The sequence below is a fragment of the Aneurinibacillus uraniidurans genome, assembly GCF_028471905.1.
GTDB lineage: Bacteria > Bacillota > Bacilli > Aneurinibacillales > Aneurinibacillaceae > Aneurinibacillus > Aneurinibacillus uraniidurans.
Genome location: NZ_CP116902.1, coordinates 1,410,858 through 1,425,491, shown reverse-complemented (window position 1 = coordinate 1,425,491; position 14,634 = coordinate 1,410,858). Strand labels below are relative to the sequence as shown.

Here is a 14,634-nt window from a genome sequence, read left to right as displayed (position 1 = left end):
CCCTTTCTTATTAATCTATATTCATGGGTTTTATAAGATTGTATGGTGCAATTAAGTGTTTTGAACGATCTATTGAAACAATTCTTTCAATGTTAAATGAAGCTCCATTGAACTCTCTTGACATAAAGGTGTAAAAACCTTTTTCTTGTAATTCTTTTAATATATCACTTGACAGTTCATTCATTAGTTTTTCCGAAATAATTCTCCCTGCTTTTCTATGTGCACTCTGTATTGTCTTCATAGTTTCATGCGTTTCTTTTATTTTATTCTCATCGTACTTTAAAGCCTTTAGGATTTTAGGAAGTTCAGTTGGACAAATAGAATCCTCATTACACCAAGATCTTAATGAAGCCAATGAAGCAGTATTTATATGATATTTATTAATTAATATATCACTTACTTTTCTCATACCTTTTCTTTGAACATTGAAGCGTAATTTATTCTTCCATTTATTTTGGAGACTTCTATAATATTTTGCGTTTGTTTTTAAAATGTCTTGGTCAGCTACTTCTGCAATCAACTTGGTATCCCTATCATTCCTAATAACAATATAGTCATCCTCCTCTATGTCTTTAAAATTTATTTGTTTAATTAAATTACTTTTTTCATGTGGTGAAAAAACACGGATTTTTGAGTCTATTGGAGCAAATAAAAAGCGATCATTCTCTAAATACACAACACATGCTTCAACAGCATCTTGAGAACTATCATTTATGTTAGTTTCCTGCTCCTCTAAGAATTTGCTTACTGCCGAATGTAATAATCCATCTTGTTCTAAATCAATATTGCCTTTCCTTTCTAGTGACTCCCCAAAAGAGACATTTTCATACAGTGTGCTATATATACTTTTTCTCTCAATATCTTCAAATACTTTTTTGGGACTTAAAGAATTTGTAAAAATATCGTAGGATATAAACGTAACGAACCTTCCTTTAAATGTATTTTTAACATATTCACCAAAATAAGTTGGATTTCCAATGTAAATAACCTCATCAAAGATTTCAATATCTTTTCTAAAGCTGTTCTCAGTAAAATAGCTCATCTTTACAAAGGATTTCAATTGATTGTTAATTATTTGTCTTTCCTCAATTGAAATCGCTCTTTTTGTGACAATCGCTACCTTTAACCCTGCTTTTGCCCTGCTATTAATATACTCATATATGTAATCACACAAATTATTAAATGTTTGTTCTATCACTTGCTTAAATAATTTCGCTATTTGAATTACAACACTTGAAAATAGATCAGGGTAACTGTTCTTAATTTGATGGAATTTAGAAAGAATCTGATCCTCAATATCCTTATTAACAACTTTGTTATACGGTAGCAAACTGCCTGCTAACTTAAAAAATACTTTCTTTAGTAAGTTCAAAACCTCTATCAAATGTTCATCATTATCGTATCTATTCTGGGTTTCCACTCTAAATTTCTCAATACTATTAGCTAACGGTAATAACTGGTCACTTTTTACATGTTTAAATAAAACAATACTCTTTTCTAAACTATATAAATCTAATACACTACTAAATTTCATTAATTATTACCTCCAAGCAAAGAACTCAACTCCGCAAGGTACGCAGGTCTCAGTGGATTTTAGATATTCGGCGATTTCCTCAGTAACAAATTTATGGTTATCCTGAAATATCTTCCTTTTCAAGTCTTCCCTTGCCTCATGCAGTCTGTTTTCGTTATCAGTTCTACCCGATAAAATAATTTTCGGATTTTCGGAAAAATATTTATCTTGCTTCAAAAAACTATGTAGATCTGAATAAATAACTGGTACTTCTACATTTATCTCAACATCATTTTTTTTCATTTGCGATGAAAATAATTTTCCATTTGTATAACTATTGCTGTTATCTAAATAAAGAAAATCCGCAATCGAGCCGCGAACCCCATTGTAGAAAAAAATTTCTTCATTCATTGTTTCCGTTATTTGTGCGGGATTTCCAATTAAATAAAAAGTATCTCCCGGGTAAAAAGCAACTTTATGTAACTGACTAGGGGAATACAGCGCTTTTAACAAACGGCTGCTATCCAAACCTAACCTCTGGTTTTTACCTACTTTTCTCGTCCTTTTGATTTCATCGAATTCTTCATCTAGCAACGTAACCCTGTCCATCCATTGTCTTTCAGGAATACCTCTTTCAATATTTCTGTCTTTAATTTTAAGAATCATTTCATTTTCAAATACAGGACTTGGCTCTACAGAAATTACTGAGGCTTTTCTAGAAGACTCTTCATCTCGATAGATAATTCGGCTTCCTTTTTCTAAACTTAGGACTTTTTTTCTAATTGATCTCATCTGTTTATTAATAGAAAAAGCCTTGTCCGCTATCCCCATTGCAATTAACACAGAAAAGAATTGTTCACTGGGAAGAGAAAGTATTATTTTCATTGTTTTTTTATACTTAATCCCATGTTCATTTATAAATGCACCTAATCGGAATGCGAAATTCATCCAATCAGGTAAATCCATGGACATCCCTTTATTAAGAATCTTTAAATTCTTAATAATCATTTTATATTCACCTCTTTCTCAAAAATAAATTGTTATATAGTACCAATCTATTTATCATACATATCGGACAATATTTAAATGTCTGATCTAATTTAAAATTGAGTAACTGCTCAGCCTCTAAGTTACTTATTATTTTATTTGTTTCCCTTCTGAGTCAAAGTTGAGTGTTACTTACAATATTCTCTTTATATGTTCCTTTTGAATTCAATTAATAAGGGTTAGAGGACCGTCATTGTAGTTAGTATAGTTTCAGTTTCTAATAATAGCTGACTTTAGCCTTTTTAATATAAACTCGAGCATCCAAATTGAAAAAGATATAATGTACACAGACTTTTAGCTAGTTCTATCATTTTTGAAATTATTCCAAATCACTGCATGATTTGTTCATCAAAATATAACAAAAAACACTATGCCCCATTATGCACCTGCGAATGAGTATATAAATAGTCCTTCAATTGTGATAAATATAGGGTTGACAGTGATGATGCCCCCCTCCTTAGCGCGGTTGCTTCGTTACTTGCTACATGTAATCTCTGTGTCCCTATTTTTTACTGTACTTCATCTATACCTTTTTTCCTAGTCCGATCTTTATAAATCTTGGAAAATGAGTATAATTTAAAACAAAGGTGTTAATAGAGTCGATATTAAGCTAGACCTTTTTTTAAAATTTGATAGTACGGACAGTATTTTAATGTGCCTATTTAATATCGATTATTAAGAATTAGACTTACTGCCTTTCTAAGGAGATATTCATCATGAGCGATGCAATTACAGAAGCCCTGTTAGAAATGCATTTTCATAAGGCTATTGTTGAATCATTTAAAACATGCTTTGGACCTGGATTTTTAAGGATGTTAAAACCGTCCCCTCGAAAAGAAGGTTGGGTAGGATTTGACCAGGGATGGGCACGAACAGCTCTAAGTACCGACGACCTGTTAGATGAATTAACGTCAACTATTGCAAACAATAAACATTCCATAAATAAGTTTTACTCTGGTTATTTTATGCAGTTTAAACTGGTTAAAAAAATGACTAACAAGAATTCACACTCTCCAAAAGGCTACCGTACTCCCTACTATCGCTCAGAAATATCCCTAAAACCTAAAAAAACTACGGGACTATCTCAGCATGAAACTTTGTTACGATTAAAATCTATTAAAAATACATATGTTTGCTATGCTTGTCCGATGCTATTTGATATAAACGAAATTTATGAAGAGCCTGACTTGGACAAACTACAAATTGTTCCTATTGATACCGCTCCCAGTGGATGGGCTACAGGCACTAAGCATCATATTACCTTTCAAACGCCAGACGACACTAGTCCCCTCTGGTGCAGCAATCCGGTTAAATGAAAATCATTCAAGTTTAGCAACTGGTCGCTTGACGGCTTAGAATTAAACTTTAGACCTCATCGTTTAACTTCTGAAAAGCTTTTACAGCTTATTTCAGACTCAATAAATGTTATTCAAGGTACACAGGAATCATTTACTCTGCTCCAAGATGAATATAACCTTACTAGAGCAACATAAATTTTACCGGAAAGCTTTACGATTCTTGAATTTGAAGAACCTATGCCTGTTAAAGAATCTGATTTACAAATAGAGCTGCAATTTTAACTTAGAGAGGACAAAACATACATTATGACACAAATGGGATTACTGGAGTCGAACGAACTAAACAGCACATTTTACAGCATCAGAACTAAAACACCCGCTACAGTCAGCGCTATTCTAAATAAGGAATCTAATATCGAAATCGACGGCCTAAACATCTTTAAAGATCAGCTTCACATTGGCCAAATCGTATTCATCGTGTTAGGGGGAGATAAAGCAAAAGCAGAGATAACGTGGGAAACGGGTTTGATTGGTATAGGTAGAATTGTTGAAAAACCTTATGATATTGGCTACTATAAAAAAAATTTCAAAATAAAAATCAGTGTTGAAGTGCTTTTAAACACCACTCTCAGCAGACATGATCTACTTTCTTACGCAGATGCTTACAACACCATAGGTATTGGACCTATGACAAAGTGGGAGCCCAACCAAGCTATTTCCGAGGTAGAGTACATCAAAGCTCTTGCCCTCGTTCGTGCCATCCTGGATAAATACCCGAAGTTGGAAGAGGAAATTGCCCTTATCTTTGACAACAAGTTTATGATCAAAGCCAAGGATCAGATGGAATATCTCATTCCACAAACTCTTTATTTCGGGCAGCTACCTACTACTATCTCTGAATCAGAGGAACAATACAGTGGTATTGAATTCTCACAGACGTTCGATCCAGACTTAGCCGCAATAAAAAGCAGTTTCGAAATGGAGCTTCATCCCTTAGAGACACTGCGCAACTACGTTAATATCGGAAAACATTTAATTCTCATCGGTCCTCCTGGAACAGGAAAAACAGAAATTGCCGAAAGAGCTTCTCAGGAAGGAATAAGAACACAATTTACTAGTGGTTATTTAATTACTACGGCTACTGCTGATTGGAGCACTTTCGATACAATTGGCGGCTATATGCCTGATAATGATGGAAAGCTTGTTTTTCAGGAGGGTATTTTCCTTAGAAGCATCCGTGAGGACAAATGGCTCATCATTGATGAAATTAACCGTGCAGAAGCCGATAAAGCATTTGGACAGCTTTTCACTGTGCTGTCCGGTAAAGATGTTCAGCTTCCTTTCAAAAGTCAGGCTTCTGACCAGCTTATCAGCATTAAAAATTACGGCGGCCTGAAAAGCTATTATGATTCTGCTTCCGGCACATACTATGTCGGAAAGAATTGGCGTATCATCGCTACTATGAATACTTTTGACAAAAACAGCTTATTTTCTCTTTCCTACGCCTTTATGAGACGTTTTGCATTTATCGAGATTCCCATTCCAGGAACCGTATATATGCACTCACTCATTGATGCTAAAGGAATACAGAACACGAATAAGGACTTTGTTAGGAAGGTTATTGACTGTTCACCAAAACCAATCGGTCCAGCCGTTCTCCTGGAGTTTCTTGAGTATATTAAGATTTCAAATGAGACCGGCAGAATAGAGGGACTCTGCAGTTCGATTCTTCCTCAATATGAGGGACTCACAACCAGCGAAATTAAGAATTTTTACAAAGAACTGTCTTCTCTTCTCTCACCAGAAGAGCGCACAAAGCTCAGCCGCTACCTGACTGATTTCTTTGAGATGTCCAGGAACGCTTTTGATTCTATTAATGAAGATTTATCGTTTGCTGATGAAGACGAAGTAGAAGATTCGCAAGAAGACATAGAATAGGTGCATGGTATATGTTTAATCATCAAGCCGACTGCTGGTCAAAAGAAACCCATAAAGAAATAGTCCGCACTGTCAGCGGACAGCTTTGGCGTTTTATCCAAAACAATGCTTCCTTATCAGCATCTTCTGAAGAAATCTTTTTAGAGCTGACGAAGCTTTCACCTAAAAACTTCCGTATACTTCTGGACACTCATTTTATATTGTCTCCGGAAGTTAAAAGACTGGTTTATGAAACCGCTCCTGCTGTTCTAAATCGGCTGTCAAAAGTTTCGGTTAGGGAAGTACATACCAAACGAGGAGAAATCAGGGGACAGATTCAATGGGGACGTACATATACTGCACGCTACTTCAACGGTCTAGATCCTTCCCTGTTCGTTTACAGTCAGCGATCTTCTGTATTTGATTTGCCTGAAAATCGCGTCCTTCTTTTTCTGTTAAAACAAATTTACGCCATTTCTCAATCAATATCCGATGCAGAAATTGAAGAAGAACAGTTGAACTTCAGTGACCAGAAAAAACAAAAATGGAGTTATACTGCTTCTTTATTAACCAAAAAATGTTCTGAACTGCTCAGAAATCCTTATATTCGTAAGATTGGGGAACTTCACGATCTATCTGAGAGGCTTATTGAAAGTACGGAACGAGTTCGTGGAGCTATGTACAGTGAGCTTGCTCTTGCAGCAAAGAATTTCTATCAGTATAAAAAACATCCTGCTTCTTTTTTAAAAGAGAAACTTTCTAATCAAATCCTGGAGCCACTCGACAGAAATACCCTGTATGAAATTGCTGTGCTGTTCTCTGTTATTAATTCGGCACGAAATGCTGGATGGACTGAACGAAAAGTAAGCTTGATCGGAAGTGGCTCTAATATTGTGAGTGTATTGAAAAAAGATGGTGTAACACTGAAAATTTACTATCAGGGAGTTCCTAAGGCATTTACGCGTGCCAGTAAGTACAGCGAATTAATGAGGAAATATGGACTGAGCGATAAACTTAGACGTCCAGATATCATCTTAGAGTGGGAAAAAGACCAAATAAAAAAATACTGCATCATCGAAGTAAAGCGTTCGAAGAGCCGGCAGTATCTAGTGGATGGAGCTTATAAACTGTTTGGTTACCTAAAAGACTATGAAAACTTCCTTGATACAACCCTTCAGCCGCAGGGCATCTTAGTTGGTTGGTCCGGAATGAAAGAGCCACTTCCTATACAAGGAGAAGAGGTTTACATGTCTTCCTGGAGCAATCTCAAAGCCACACTTAACTCCATATTAGAACACTGTACCACTCAGTACAGCAGTATATAAACGTAAGGCCTCCTTAAAGCTGAAGGAGGCCTTTTGATGTTTCTTATACTTCTGAGAGTGAAAGAGCGATCTGCCCTTCTTCTTTCTCTTTCTTAATTTCTTCATTCTTTTCTTCTTCTCTAAAGTTCTTTATCATCTCATCAATATTCCATTTAGGCTCTATATGCTCATATGGTATACCGGCAAAAGTTTTTAATATAGCTTCTACAATTACCTTGGCACCTAACGGAGGAACAGCCATACCGACCTGCTGGCGAACCTTTTCTTTTCCTCCTTCAAACACGAAATCATCCGGGAATGTTTGCAGTCTTGCACGCTCTCTGTTTGTTAATGCACGGGATTCACTCCAGTGATAGACGTGGGTTCCACCACCGCCGCTTCCTGTAACGGTATATGCAGGAGCATCTGCACGAAGCCTTCTATAGATTTGACTCATCCGAGCACCTTTTACATTCAGTCTCAGGTGTTCAGGTATAGCTTCATGCCATGCATTTCCACCTTCCGGAATCGAATCAAGCATTTCAATTACTTTTTTAGTATGTCGAGTAAATTCATGATTAGGCGCCTCTGCATCAATTGGCGGTTCTGTAAGAGCTCTTTCTGCTGTCTCATATTGATTTAGGTGTGTTGGAGCCGGGATCTTAAACTTTAAATTTAAATCTCGGCGGATACCTACAATGATAATTCTGTGTCTTGTCTGCGGAACGCCGTATTCTTCAAATTTATAAAGATGCGGTACAATATCGTATCCCGCGCCCTCAAGCTCGGATAAAATTTTAAGAAAGGCTTTTCCTTCGTTTGCACTCTGAAGCCCACTAACATTCTCTGCAATAAACCATTGAGGTCTATGATGCCTTAATACCCTCACACCATATGAATATAAAGGGCCGTATTCTCCCTCCATTCCTTTCTTCTCCCCAACATTGCTGTAATCATTGCAGGGAAAACCAAAGGAAAAGGCATCAATCGGAGGAAGACTTTCAATATCTATCTCCTGAACAGGACCTTGAATGACCGTTTCCGGTCTATCCGAGCAGATATTGTTCCTATAAGTTTGGCATGCATACTCACAAATGTCATTAGACCACTGATGAACTACCCTAAATTCTTCTCCCATACTATCTATAACTTCAGCCCAGCTTGCTCCAAGCGCAAGTCCCCCAGGACCATTGAAAAACTCTCCTTTTCGGAAAATCATTATTTAGCCTCCAAATTTAAAACAAAGTATATATAGATTATAGTACAAGCATCAAGTTTTTGCAGCAGCATAAAAGAAGTATGTGCTCTTATCAATTTTTCAAAAAAAAATAAAACTAATCCACCTTTTTTGCACAGCTTTTTTCAAGAGGGCAGATGGAGCATTTAGGTTTATTCGCTGTACATATTGTTCCTCCTAAATCAAGGACAGCTAAATTTTCATTTCGTGTATTTTCTACAGGAAAAAAACTTCTTATATCTTCGGCTAGAACCCGGTCGTTTCGAGGCCTTAGTTTATTAGAAGTTAAACAGAAATATCTTTTAAAAAGGCGTATTACATTTGTATCTATAGGTACAGTTGGAAATCCATATCCGTAACACATTACAGCATGGGCAATATAATCTCCGACACCCGGAAGAGATTTCAAATCGTTCAAATTACATGGGACTTTCCCTTCGTATTTACTGACAATAATTTCTGCGCATTTTTTCAACCTATCTGCTCTATATACTAATCCTATAGTTTGTATAATTTTTCTGATGTCTTCGATTTCTGCATTCGCTAAATCATTTGGGCACGGATATTCAGTTATTAGCTTTTTATAAACTTCTTCAACTTTTCTTACATGTGTTTGCTGAAGAAGAAATTCCGCCACTAAAATATGAAAAGGATTTTTAGTTTCACGCCATGAATACCTTCTTGAATTTGACTCGAACCATTTAAGCAAATTCACCCAAAACTCATCAGCTGATACCATTGCTTGTTCCTCCTTAATTATAAAAACCATCAGTGGTATTCCCTTTAGCTATCAAAATTATGTTTAACTTATGTTCCTCATCCAGTTTTGTCGTAATCGCCTCTTTAACTTCCTCCTTAATGTCTTTATGGCACATACAAGGAATCGAAGCGCATTATTTATTAACGTGATACTTTATTTGCTGAGATGATTCAAATTTTAATAGCTAAGTATGTGGGAGGAAAAATGGATAAAATCACAAGAAGGATGAATATGGTGATGGAATTATAAACAAAAAAAGAAGGGAGAGCCCCTTCTTATCAGCCTATTTTTCTGTTTTCCATTCTATATAAATGAATTTAAACATTTCGATCCCTCAATCTTACAACCGAGATTTGGAAGAGCAAATTGATGAAATCGAACAGATGACCAATACGGCATTAGATCAGGTGAGAAAAATTGCAGTGGAGCTTCGGCCATCTGTTTTGGATGATTTGGGGTTGATTCCGGCTATCCGCTCTTATATTCAGCGCTATGGACAGGTATATGGAATTCATGTTGAGTTAAAAACAGACGAAAAACAACGAAGATATGAATCGAATGTAGAGACCGTACTATATAGGGTATGTCAGGAAGCACTGACGAACATAGCTAAACATTCAGGAACAACTCACGCGCTGGTAAATATTCATCATGATAAAGAGTATATAATTATGAGTATAGAGGATTATGGGAAAGGGTTTGACTCGAAACAATACAAACCCAATGGAACAAATCTTGGTCTATTCGGAATGAAGGAACGTGCGCATTTAGTAAATGGTTCGGTGGAAGTCATTTCGAGTCCTGGCAAAGGGACAACCGTTCAAATCATTATTCCGTATAAAGAACAGAACGATGCGCAGAGCGAGTGAGGAAACTCAGAGAACGTGCTCTTTATTTCAACTCCCACAGTGTACAACAGTCGGTCTACATTCTTAATCCAAACAAACCCACCTACAAAAGCTGTAGGTGGATTTGTTTTATTCAACAAATGTTTTTTCTTGTTTTTTACACTTCGTATATTTGATTGCAAAGAATACTGTCATGATGATTAACAGCCAGGTAGAACCGAAACGCATGAAGGCAAACGGAGTTTCAAATAAAAAGGACTGAACAAAATGGCTCCCTTGTCTTTCCCATAATCCTGGTGTTAAGTAAGCAGCCTTTGGATTCAAATAGAGTAGTTTTCCACCTTCTGAAGGAATGAGGATCAACAATGCTGCGAACATCATAAAGTAATAGCTAGCCATTCGATGCAGCATCGCGCCCGCTGATGGTGAATCTGAGAACAATTCATCATGACCATCCTGCTCTTTGATCCAATAATGAACAGAACTAAATCGGCTGCCAGCAACATGTTTCCAGCCAAACTCTTCATATAGGTCGATGTATGTTTCTAACTTTTCCTTTGTCCAATGTTTTTGACAGTCTAATTTAATGACCTGATTCGTATCCGTTGTTTTTTGGAATTGATAATAGCCTAACGAACTTACTTTTACCAATTCATAGCCCTTTTTCAGTTGCTCATTAAGCCAAGCTTCTTCTTTACGAATATCGACAAACCACTTAAATTTCTTCATTTATATTTCCTCCTCTGTAAACATTGATGATATGCTGCATTCTTTGCATATCTAGCTGTAAAATTTCCCTTCCTTTGTCCGTTAAAACATAGACTTTTCTTCGGGCATCCTCTGTTTCGACACGTTCAATCAGTTCATGCTTCATTAAATTTTCAATCGCACCGTATAAAGTTCCAGCAGCAAGCCGTACGTCACCGCCACTCATTTCCTCGGCCTTTTGCATAATGACATAGCCGTGTGCAGGCTCTTGCAATGCCAGCATAATGTAACTCATCGTTTCGGTTAATGGCAATAATTTATGTCTATTCATCTCACTCCACCTCACTATATCGTTCAACTATATCGCCAAACTGTATAGTTTTATTTTATACAGTCAGACTATACATATCAACTGTATAAATAAAAAAGGTGAGAGTCTTTTACGACTTCTCACCTTTTTCTCAACCTTTCTTACCTCTTACCCCATTCATTAGTGCTACCATTCTCGTCCCGTTCCTCTGATATAAATTATTTAAAAACAAAGCTGAAATCGTTATGCTTGCCCCTATGATCTCAATTGATCGAATCGCATATCCTTGAATAACCGATATCATAACAGATACGATAGGCACCAGGTTTATAAATAATGACGCATTTATGGGGGAAAGAATCTTATTTCCTTCATTCCAGCAAAGAAAAGCTAAAACTCCAGCAATCACAATCATGTAGGCGAGTGACCAGATATTCGCTTGCAATTGATCTACACGAGGAACAGCTAGCACTCCTATCCATGTCCCTAGTACAACCACAACCAGTATTGTTCCTGTTCCTAGCAGACAAGTCAGTGCAGTATAACGAAGCGAAGACCATCCGGAAAACATCCCACCCCCAATGGTGTAAATCACCGAACAAATAACACCAAGAAGAATCAGTACGAATGACATACCATTCCCACCTGCGGATAAAAGCCCACTGATGTCCCCTTTCGTTACCACCATAAATACCCCGATAAAACCTGTACATATGCAACAAACTGTAAAAAGAGGTGGTTTTATCTTCTTATATACCATGATGACCATTACACTTATGAGCGGTGAAAATCCCATCATCACAGAAGTTAACACCGCTCCCGATGCCCCAGCCATTTTCTGTCCGGGAAACACAAGAAAATTGTATGCTGCAAATCCCATGGACCCTAAAATCCATAGCTTTATCCCTTTTCCTTCTAGCCGAAATGATCCAGGACCTTCCGCAAACAGCAATAACAATAAAAATAGAACAGAGGCCACTCCGTATCTAATTAACGCAAAATAAAATGGATTGATGTGTTGTAGTATGCTCCCGGCTACAGGAAATTGTCCTCCCCATGCTATACCTGTAATCAAGCATAATGAAACACCCTTCCATAATGGATGCGACTTCATGTCAACCCTCCTGATCCCAATGATATGATATAATTTTGTACTACTGAACTTATCAAAAAGCTTATCAGGGATTAAACATGATTTGAAATTCCCGTTTCTTTTAAGGTTATAACAAATCGTTAGAACAAAGAGGGATCCATATGAATAACGACTGGCTGCATAGTTTCATAGACGTAGCGGAGCATAAAAGTTTATCTAAAGCTGCCGAAAAGCGTAATCTTTCCCAACCTGCAATTAGCAAACAAATCCACAATTTAGAGACATCGCTCGGTGTATTACTGTTTCAACGTTCCTCTACAGGGGTAGAATTAACAGAAGCCGGGAAGTTTTTTCTAAAACGAATTACTCCCGTTTTATCTGAACTTACGATCATTCAACATGAGTTACAACAATTCCAAGACAGTCCAAATATCAAGATCGGTGCCTTACCAAGCTTGGCTTCCTATTATCTACCTTTTCGACTAAAAGACCTTCATCTCAATCAGCGTCCTATCCAGATTACTATCGAACATGCTTCTGCCAATCTTGTTCATTCTGTAAAAACAGGAGAACTAGACGCTGCTCTTGTTGAGTCGCATTATGTGCAGGAGCCACTTATAAGCTATAAGTTGTTTACTGAGAGTTATTATGCGATCTTCCCTTTGGCTCACTCTTTCCATGGTCGCAGTTCTGTTACGATTGCAGATATTCATAAGGAGCCACTCGTCATACACCCTGACCAATGCAGCACGCGACAATATATTGCGAAACATTTTCAACATCTTGGTTATGAGATGAATATTGTAGCAGAAGTAGCATTTGAGCAATATATTCTTGGTTCTGTTGCGGCAGGAACAGGAATTACTATTTTGCCAGAACTCGTCGCAAAATATATTGGACATCTTCCTCTGTTCGCTTTGCCTATCACTGATTTTGAAAGTACACGAACGATCTGTCTTGCTACTCGTTCTGCAAAAATTGGGCATCAATTATATGAAGCACTCGTGATTTAAATAAGAAAAACCGGGCACATATAGCCAGAACTTACACTTTTACTTACCTTGGGACAGTTTAGCTGTTTGAGTCTTTCCATCCCGTCCAATCTGATAGCCGAGTACATTCGCAATCTCCCATGCATGTGTATAAACTGTATCGCCGATCAAGATCGTTGCCTGAAGCACTCCTTTGCTCAGCTGAAATTATAAAAGCCAACCATTCGGTTCACCCGAAAAGTTGGCTTTTATCAATAGGTTATATTTACTTGACTATATAATTAGGGTCAGATCTCCATTTGTCATAAATAGATCTCCATTTTGCATCAGCATAATAGCCTAAATAACTTTTTGTTTTTGTCAGTGTCATAACCCCATTTTCGGGATTAAACGAGTACGTATTGAAATGAGCACCAATATCCTCTGCATTAGTAAGAGTAACTGATTGATACAAGTTTTTACTGACTACCTTCGGCTTTTCTGTATAGAATAGCCTGTCACTCATCTCACCATCAGTTTTTACTTTAACTTTTTCTATTTGACCATTTTTTATGTAGTACATCCTTGCTTCTCTGCAATTTGAACACTCTGTTGTAGAGAACGAAAGAATATCTGGCTGCCCTACACTCTTTGATGGAATAACATATATCATCTTCCGTGTATAATTAAATTCGTATCCTTTTACGCTTTGTGTCTGAAGAGTTATCAGGCTCTTATCTTGTAAAGCCATTTGATAATCACCTGTATACCATATATCCCCCTCACTTGCTCCTGCCCATGTATGATCTTTGCTTGTCACCTTCTTTTTTTCATTATTAGAAAAAATATAAACGGTGTACGGTTTACCATTTGCATCTTTCATAGTAAAAAACTGACGACTTTTCTTTTTCATATTATCTACCAATGTTGTGTTTGTTCCGGCTTCCACTATCCTGTTCGCTGCTATAATTGGAAACAATATGACTGCTAACAGAAAAATTAAAGATAGCTTCCCGATTGGCTTTTTCATTATTCTCCCCCTATTATTTTTCGTCTAATCCAGCATATTACCTGGATTGTATTTGCTAATTTCAATGCTATTTATTTTCTCGTTTTTGGTATTCGCAGAGAAAAACAGCATATACGATCCGCTCTTGTAATCAAACCGCCAGCCTCCTTCTCCCTTACCATAGTCCTCTACATACCACTCTTTAAACGATTTTGTATCTGTCGTAAACTTTAAAGCATTCAATACCATCTATTTCCTCCTGTAAATATGTTCGACAAAAGGAATTATTATCCTTCACTATGACACTAAGTTTTAACGTTACAAGTCAACCAATGAAACGGCATTAGATTAAGCGACTATTTCGTTATACTGTTACGCTAACTCAATCATAACGTTATTCATAAAAAAGCTGCCGAGACTTTCTCGACAACCTGAACCCCTATGAAAAGGGCTTTTTAATATAAATTACATAAAACCCCTGATATTGTAACACCCTTTAGACTTTCATCATAAAACTAATTAGAATAGGTCTTTACACAGAAAGTTATACAGGGGATACACGTAGCAAAAGGAACAAAATAATTTATGGCATACTTGGAGGGATAGTTAAAACAGAATA

Annotated in this window: 15 protein-coding genes; 5 read left to right on the top strand and 10 right to left on the bottom strand. The window is 36.8% G+C overall.

Annotation, left to right across the window (positions count from 1 at the left end):
* Positions 1-10: 10 nt before the first annotated feature.
* On the bottom strand, positions 11-1,534 hold the full coding sequence (locus tag PO771_RS07215; RefSeq protein ID WP_272562588.1) for a DISARM anti-phage system protein DrmE domain-containing protein: 1,524 nt from the start codon (positions 1,532-1,534) through the stop codon (positions 11-13).
* A 6-nt stretch (positions 1,535-1,540) separates the two neighbouring features.
* Entirely contained in the window at positions 1,541-2,521 is a 981-nt protein-coding gene (locus PO771_RS07210) for a hypothetical protein (RefSeq protein ID WP_272562587.1), read from the bottom strand.
* A gap of 755 nt (positions 2,522-3,276) precedes the next feature.
* On the opposite strand from PO771_RS07210, the gene PO771_RS07205 reads away from it, so the two are divergent.
* From PO771_RS07205 to PO771_RS07195, 3 genes are all read left to right on the top strand, one after another.
* Positions 3,277-3,876, top strand: coding sequence for a hypothetical protein (locus tag PO771_RS07205; protein WP_272562586.1), 600 nt, complete (start codon positions 3,277-3,279; stop codon positions 3,874-3,876).
* A gap of 288 nt (positions 3,877-4,164) precedes the next feature.
* A complete protein-coding gene (locus PO771_RS07200; RefSeq protein ID WP_272562585.1) occupies positions 4,165-5,796 on the top strand; it encodes an AAA family ATPase in 1,632 nt (543 codons plus the stop codon).
* An 11-nt stretch (positions 5,797-5,807) separates the two neighbouring features.
* Complete coding sequence (locus PO771_RS07195; RefSeq protein ID WP_272562584.1) at positions 5,808-7,100, top strand: hypothetical protein; 1,293 nt, start codon at positions 5,808-5,810, stop codon at positions 7,098-7,100.
* 43 nt (positions 7,101-7,143) lie between these two features.
* On the opposite strand, the gene PO771_RS07190 is transcribed toward PO771_RS07195, so the two are convergent.
* Both PO771_RS07190 and PO771_RS07185 read right to left on the bottom strand, forming a co-directional pair.
* Positions 7,144-8,298 (bottom strand): DNA cytosine methyltransferase, encoded by a 1,155-nt coding sequence (locus tag PO771_RS07190; RefSeq protein ID WP_272562583.1) that lies wholly within the window; start codon positions 8,296-8,298, stop codon positions 7,144-7,146.
* A 115-nt stretch (positions 8,299-8,413) separates the two neighbouring features.
* Complete coding sequence (locus tag PO771_RS07185) at positions 8,414-9,055, bottom strand: HhH-GPD family protein (RefSeq protein WP_272562582.1); 642 nt, start codon at positions 9,053-9,055, stop codon at positions 8,414-8,416.
* A 374-nt stretch (positions 9,056-9,429) separates the two neighbouring features.
* Here PO771_RS07185 and PO771_RS07180 point away from each other — a divergent pair, with 374 nt between their 5' ends.
* Positions 9,430-9,945 carry a sensor histidine kinase gene (locus PO771_RS07180; protein ID WP_272562581.1) on the top strand — a complete coding sequence of 172 codons (516 nt, stop codon included), beginning with the start codon at positions 9,430-9,432 and terminating at the stop codon, positions 9,943-9,945.
* A gap of 108 nt (positions 9,946-10,053) precedes the next feature.
* Here the strand turns inward: PO771_RS07180 and PO771_RS07175 are convergent, their stop codons facing one another.
* From PO771_RS07175 to PO771_RS07165, 3 genes are all read right to left on the bottom strand, one after another.
* Positions 10,054-10,653 (bottom strand): DUF2812 domain-containing protein, encoded by a 600-nt coding sequence (locus tag PO771_RS07175; RefSeq protein ID WP_272562580.1) that lies wholly within the window; start codon positions 10,651-10,653, stop codon positions 10,054-10,056.
* Positions 10,640-10,963, bottom strand: coding sequence for a PadR family transcriptional regulator (locus PO771_RS07170; RefSeq protein ID WP_272562579.1), 324 nt, complete (start codon positions 10,961-10,963; stop codon positions 10,640-10,642). Before PO771_RS07170 ends, PO771_RS07175 begins: the two co-directional genes overlap by 14 nt.
* 130 nt (positions 10,964-11,093) lie before the next feature.
* A complete protein-coding gene (locus tag PO771_RS07165; protein ID WP_272562578.1) occupies positions 11,094-12,056 on the bottom strand; it encodes a DMT family transporter in 963 nt (320 codons plus the stop codon).
* 140 nt (positions 12,057-12,196) lie between these two features.
* Here PO771_RS07165 and PO771_RS07160 point away from each other — a divergent pair, with 140 nt between their 5' ends.
* Positions 12,197-13,048 (top strand): LysR family transcriptional regulator, encoded by an 852-nt coding sequence (locus PO771_RS07160; protein ID WP_272562577.1) that lies wholly within the window; start codon positions 12,197-12,199, stop codon positions 13,046-13,048.
* A 39-nt stretch (positions 13,049-13,087) separates the two neighbouring features.
* Here PO771_RS07160 and PO771_RS07155 read toward each other — a convergent pair whose 3' ends face one another.
* The 3 genes from PO771_RS07155 to PO771_RS07145 form a co-directional block, all read right to left on the bottom strand.
* Complete coding sequence (locus PO771_RS07155; protein WP_272562576.1) at positions 13,088-13,216, bottom strand: hypothetical protein; 129 nt, start codon at positions 13,214-13,216, stop codon at positions 13,088-13,090.
* Positions 13,217-13,292: 76 nt separating this feature from the next.
* Positions 13,293-14,036 (bottom strand): hypothetical protein, encoded by a 744-nt coding sequence (locus tag PO771_RS07150; RefSeq protein ID WP_272562575.1) that lies wholly within the window; start codon positions 14,034-14,036, stop codon positions 13,293-13,295.
* A 24-nt stretch (positions 14,037-14,060) separates the two neighbouring features.
* Positions 14,061-14,264: a hypothetical protein gene (locus tag PO771_RS07145; RefSeq protein WP_272562574.1), complete on the bottom strand. Its 204-nt coding sequence runs from the start codon at positions 14,262-14,264 to the stop codon at positions 14,061-14,063.
* Positions 14,265-14,634 lie beyond the last annotated feature (370 nt).

What these genes read in the sequence shown, in the direction of transcription:
- PO771_RS07175 (WP_272562580.1), bottom strand. Translation starts at nt 10,653, where the DNA reads ATGAAGAAATTTAAGTGGTTTGTCGATATTCGTAAAGAAGAAGCTTGG.
- PO771_RS07215 (WP_272562588.1), bottom strand. Translation starts at nt 1,534, where the DNA reads ATGAAATTTAGTAGTGTATTAGATTTATATAGTTTAGAAAAGAGTATT.
- PO771_RS07195 (WP_272562584.1), top strand. Translation starts at nt 5,808, where the DNA reads ATGTTTAATCATCAAGCCGACTGCTGGTCAAAAGAAACCCATAAAGAA.
- PO771_RS07160 (WP_272562577.1), top strand. Translation starts at nt 12,197, where the DNA reads ATGAATAACGACTGGCTGCATAGTTTCATAGACGTAGCGGAGCATAAA.
- PO771_RS07210 (WP_272562587.1), bottom strand. Translation starts at nt 2,521, where the DNA reads ATGATTATTAAGAATTTAAAGATTCTTAATAAAGGGATGTCCATGGAT.
- PO771_RS07205 (WP_272562586.1), top strand. Translation starts at nt 3,277, where the DNA reads ATGAGCGATGCAATTACAGAAGCCCTGTTAGAAATGCATTTTCATAAG.
- PO771_RS07200 (WP_272562585.1), top strand. Translation starts at nt 4,165, where the DNA reads ATGACACAAATGGGATTACTGGAGTCGAACGAACTAAACAGCACATTT.
- PO771_RS07150 (WP_272562575.1), bottom strand. Translation starts at nt 14,036, where the DNA reads ATGAAAAAGCCAATCGGGAAGCTATCTTTAATTTTTCTGTTAGCAGTC.
- PO771_RS07145 (WP_272562574.1), bottom strand. Translation starts at nt 14,264, where the DNA reads ATGGTATTGAATGCTTTAAAGTTTACGACAGATACAAAATCGTTTAAA.
- PO771_RS07185 (WP_272562582.1), bottom strand. Translation starts at nt 9,055, where the DNA reads ATGGTATCAGCTGATGAGTTTTGGGTGAATTTGCTTAAATGGTTCGAG.
- PO771_RS07190 (WP_272562583.1), bottom strand. Translation starts at nt 8,298, where the DNA reads ATGATTTTCCGAAAAGGAGAGTTTTTCAATGGTCCTGGGGGACTTGCG.
- PO771_RS07170 (WP_272562579.1), bottom strand. Translation starts at nt 10,963, where the DNA reads ATGAATAGACATAAATTATTGCCATTAACCGAAACGATGAGTTACATT.
- PO771_RS07165 (WP_272562578.1), bottom strand. Translation starts at nt 12,056, where the DNA reads ATGAAGTCGCATCCATTATGGAAGGGTGTTTCATTATGCTTGATTACA.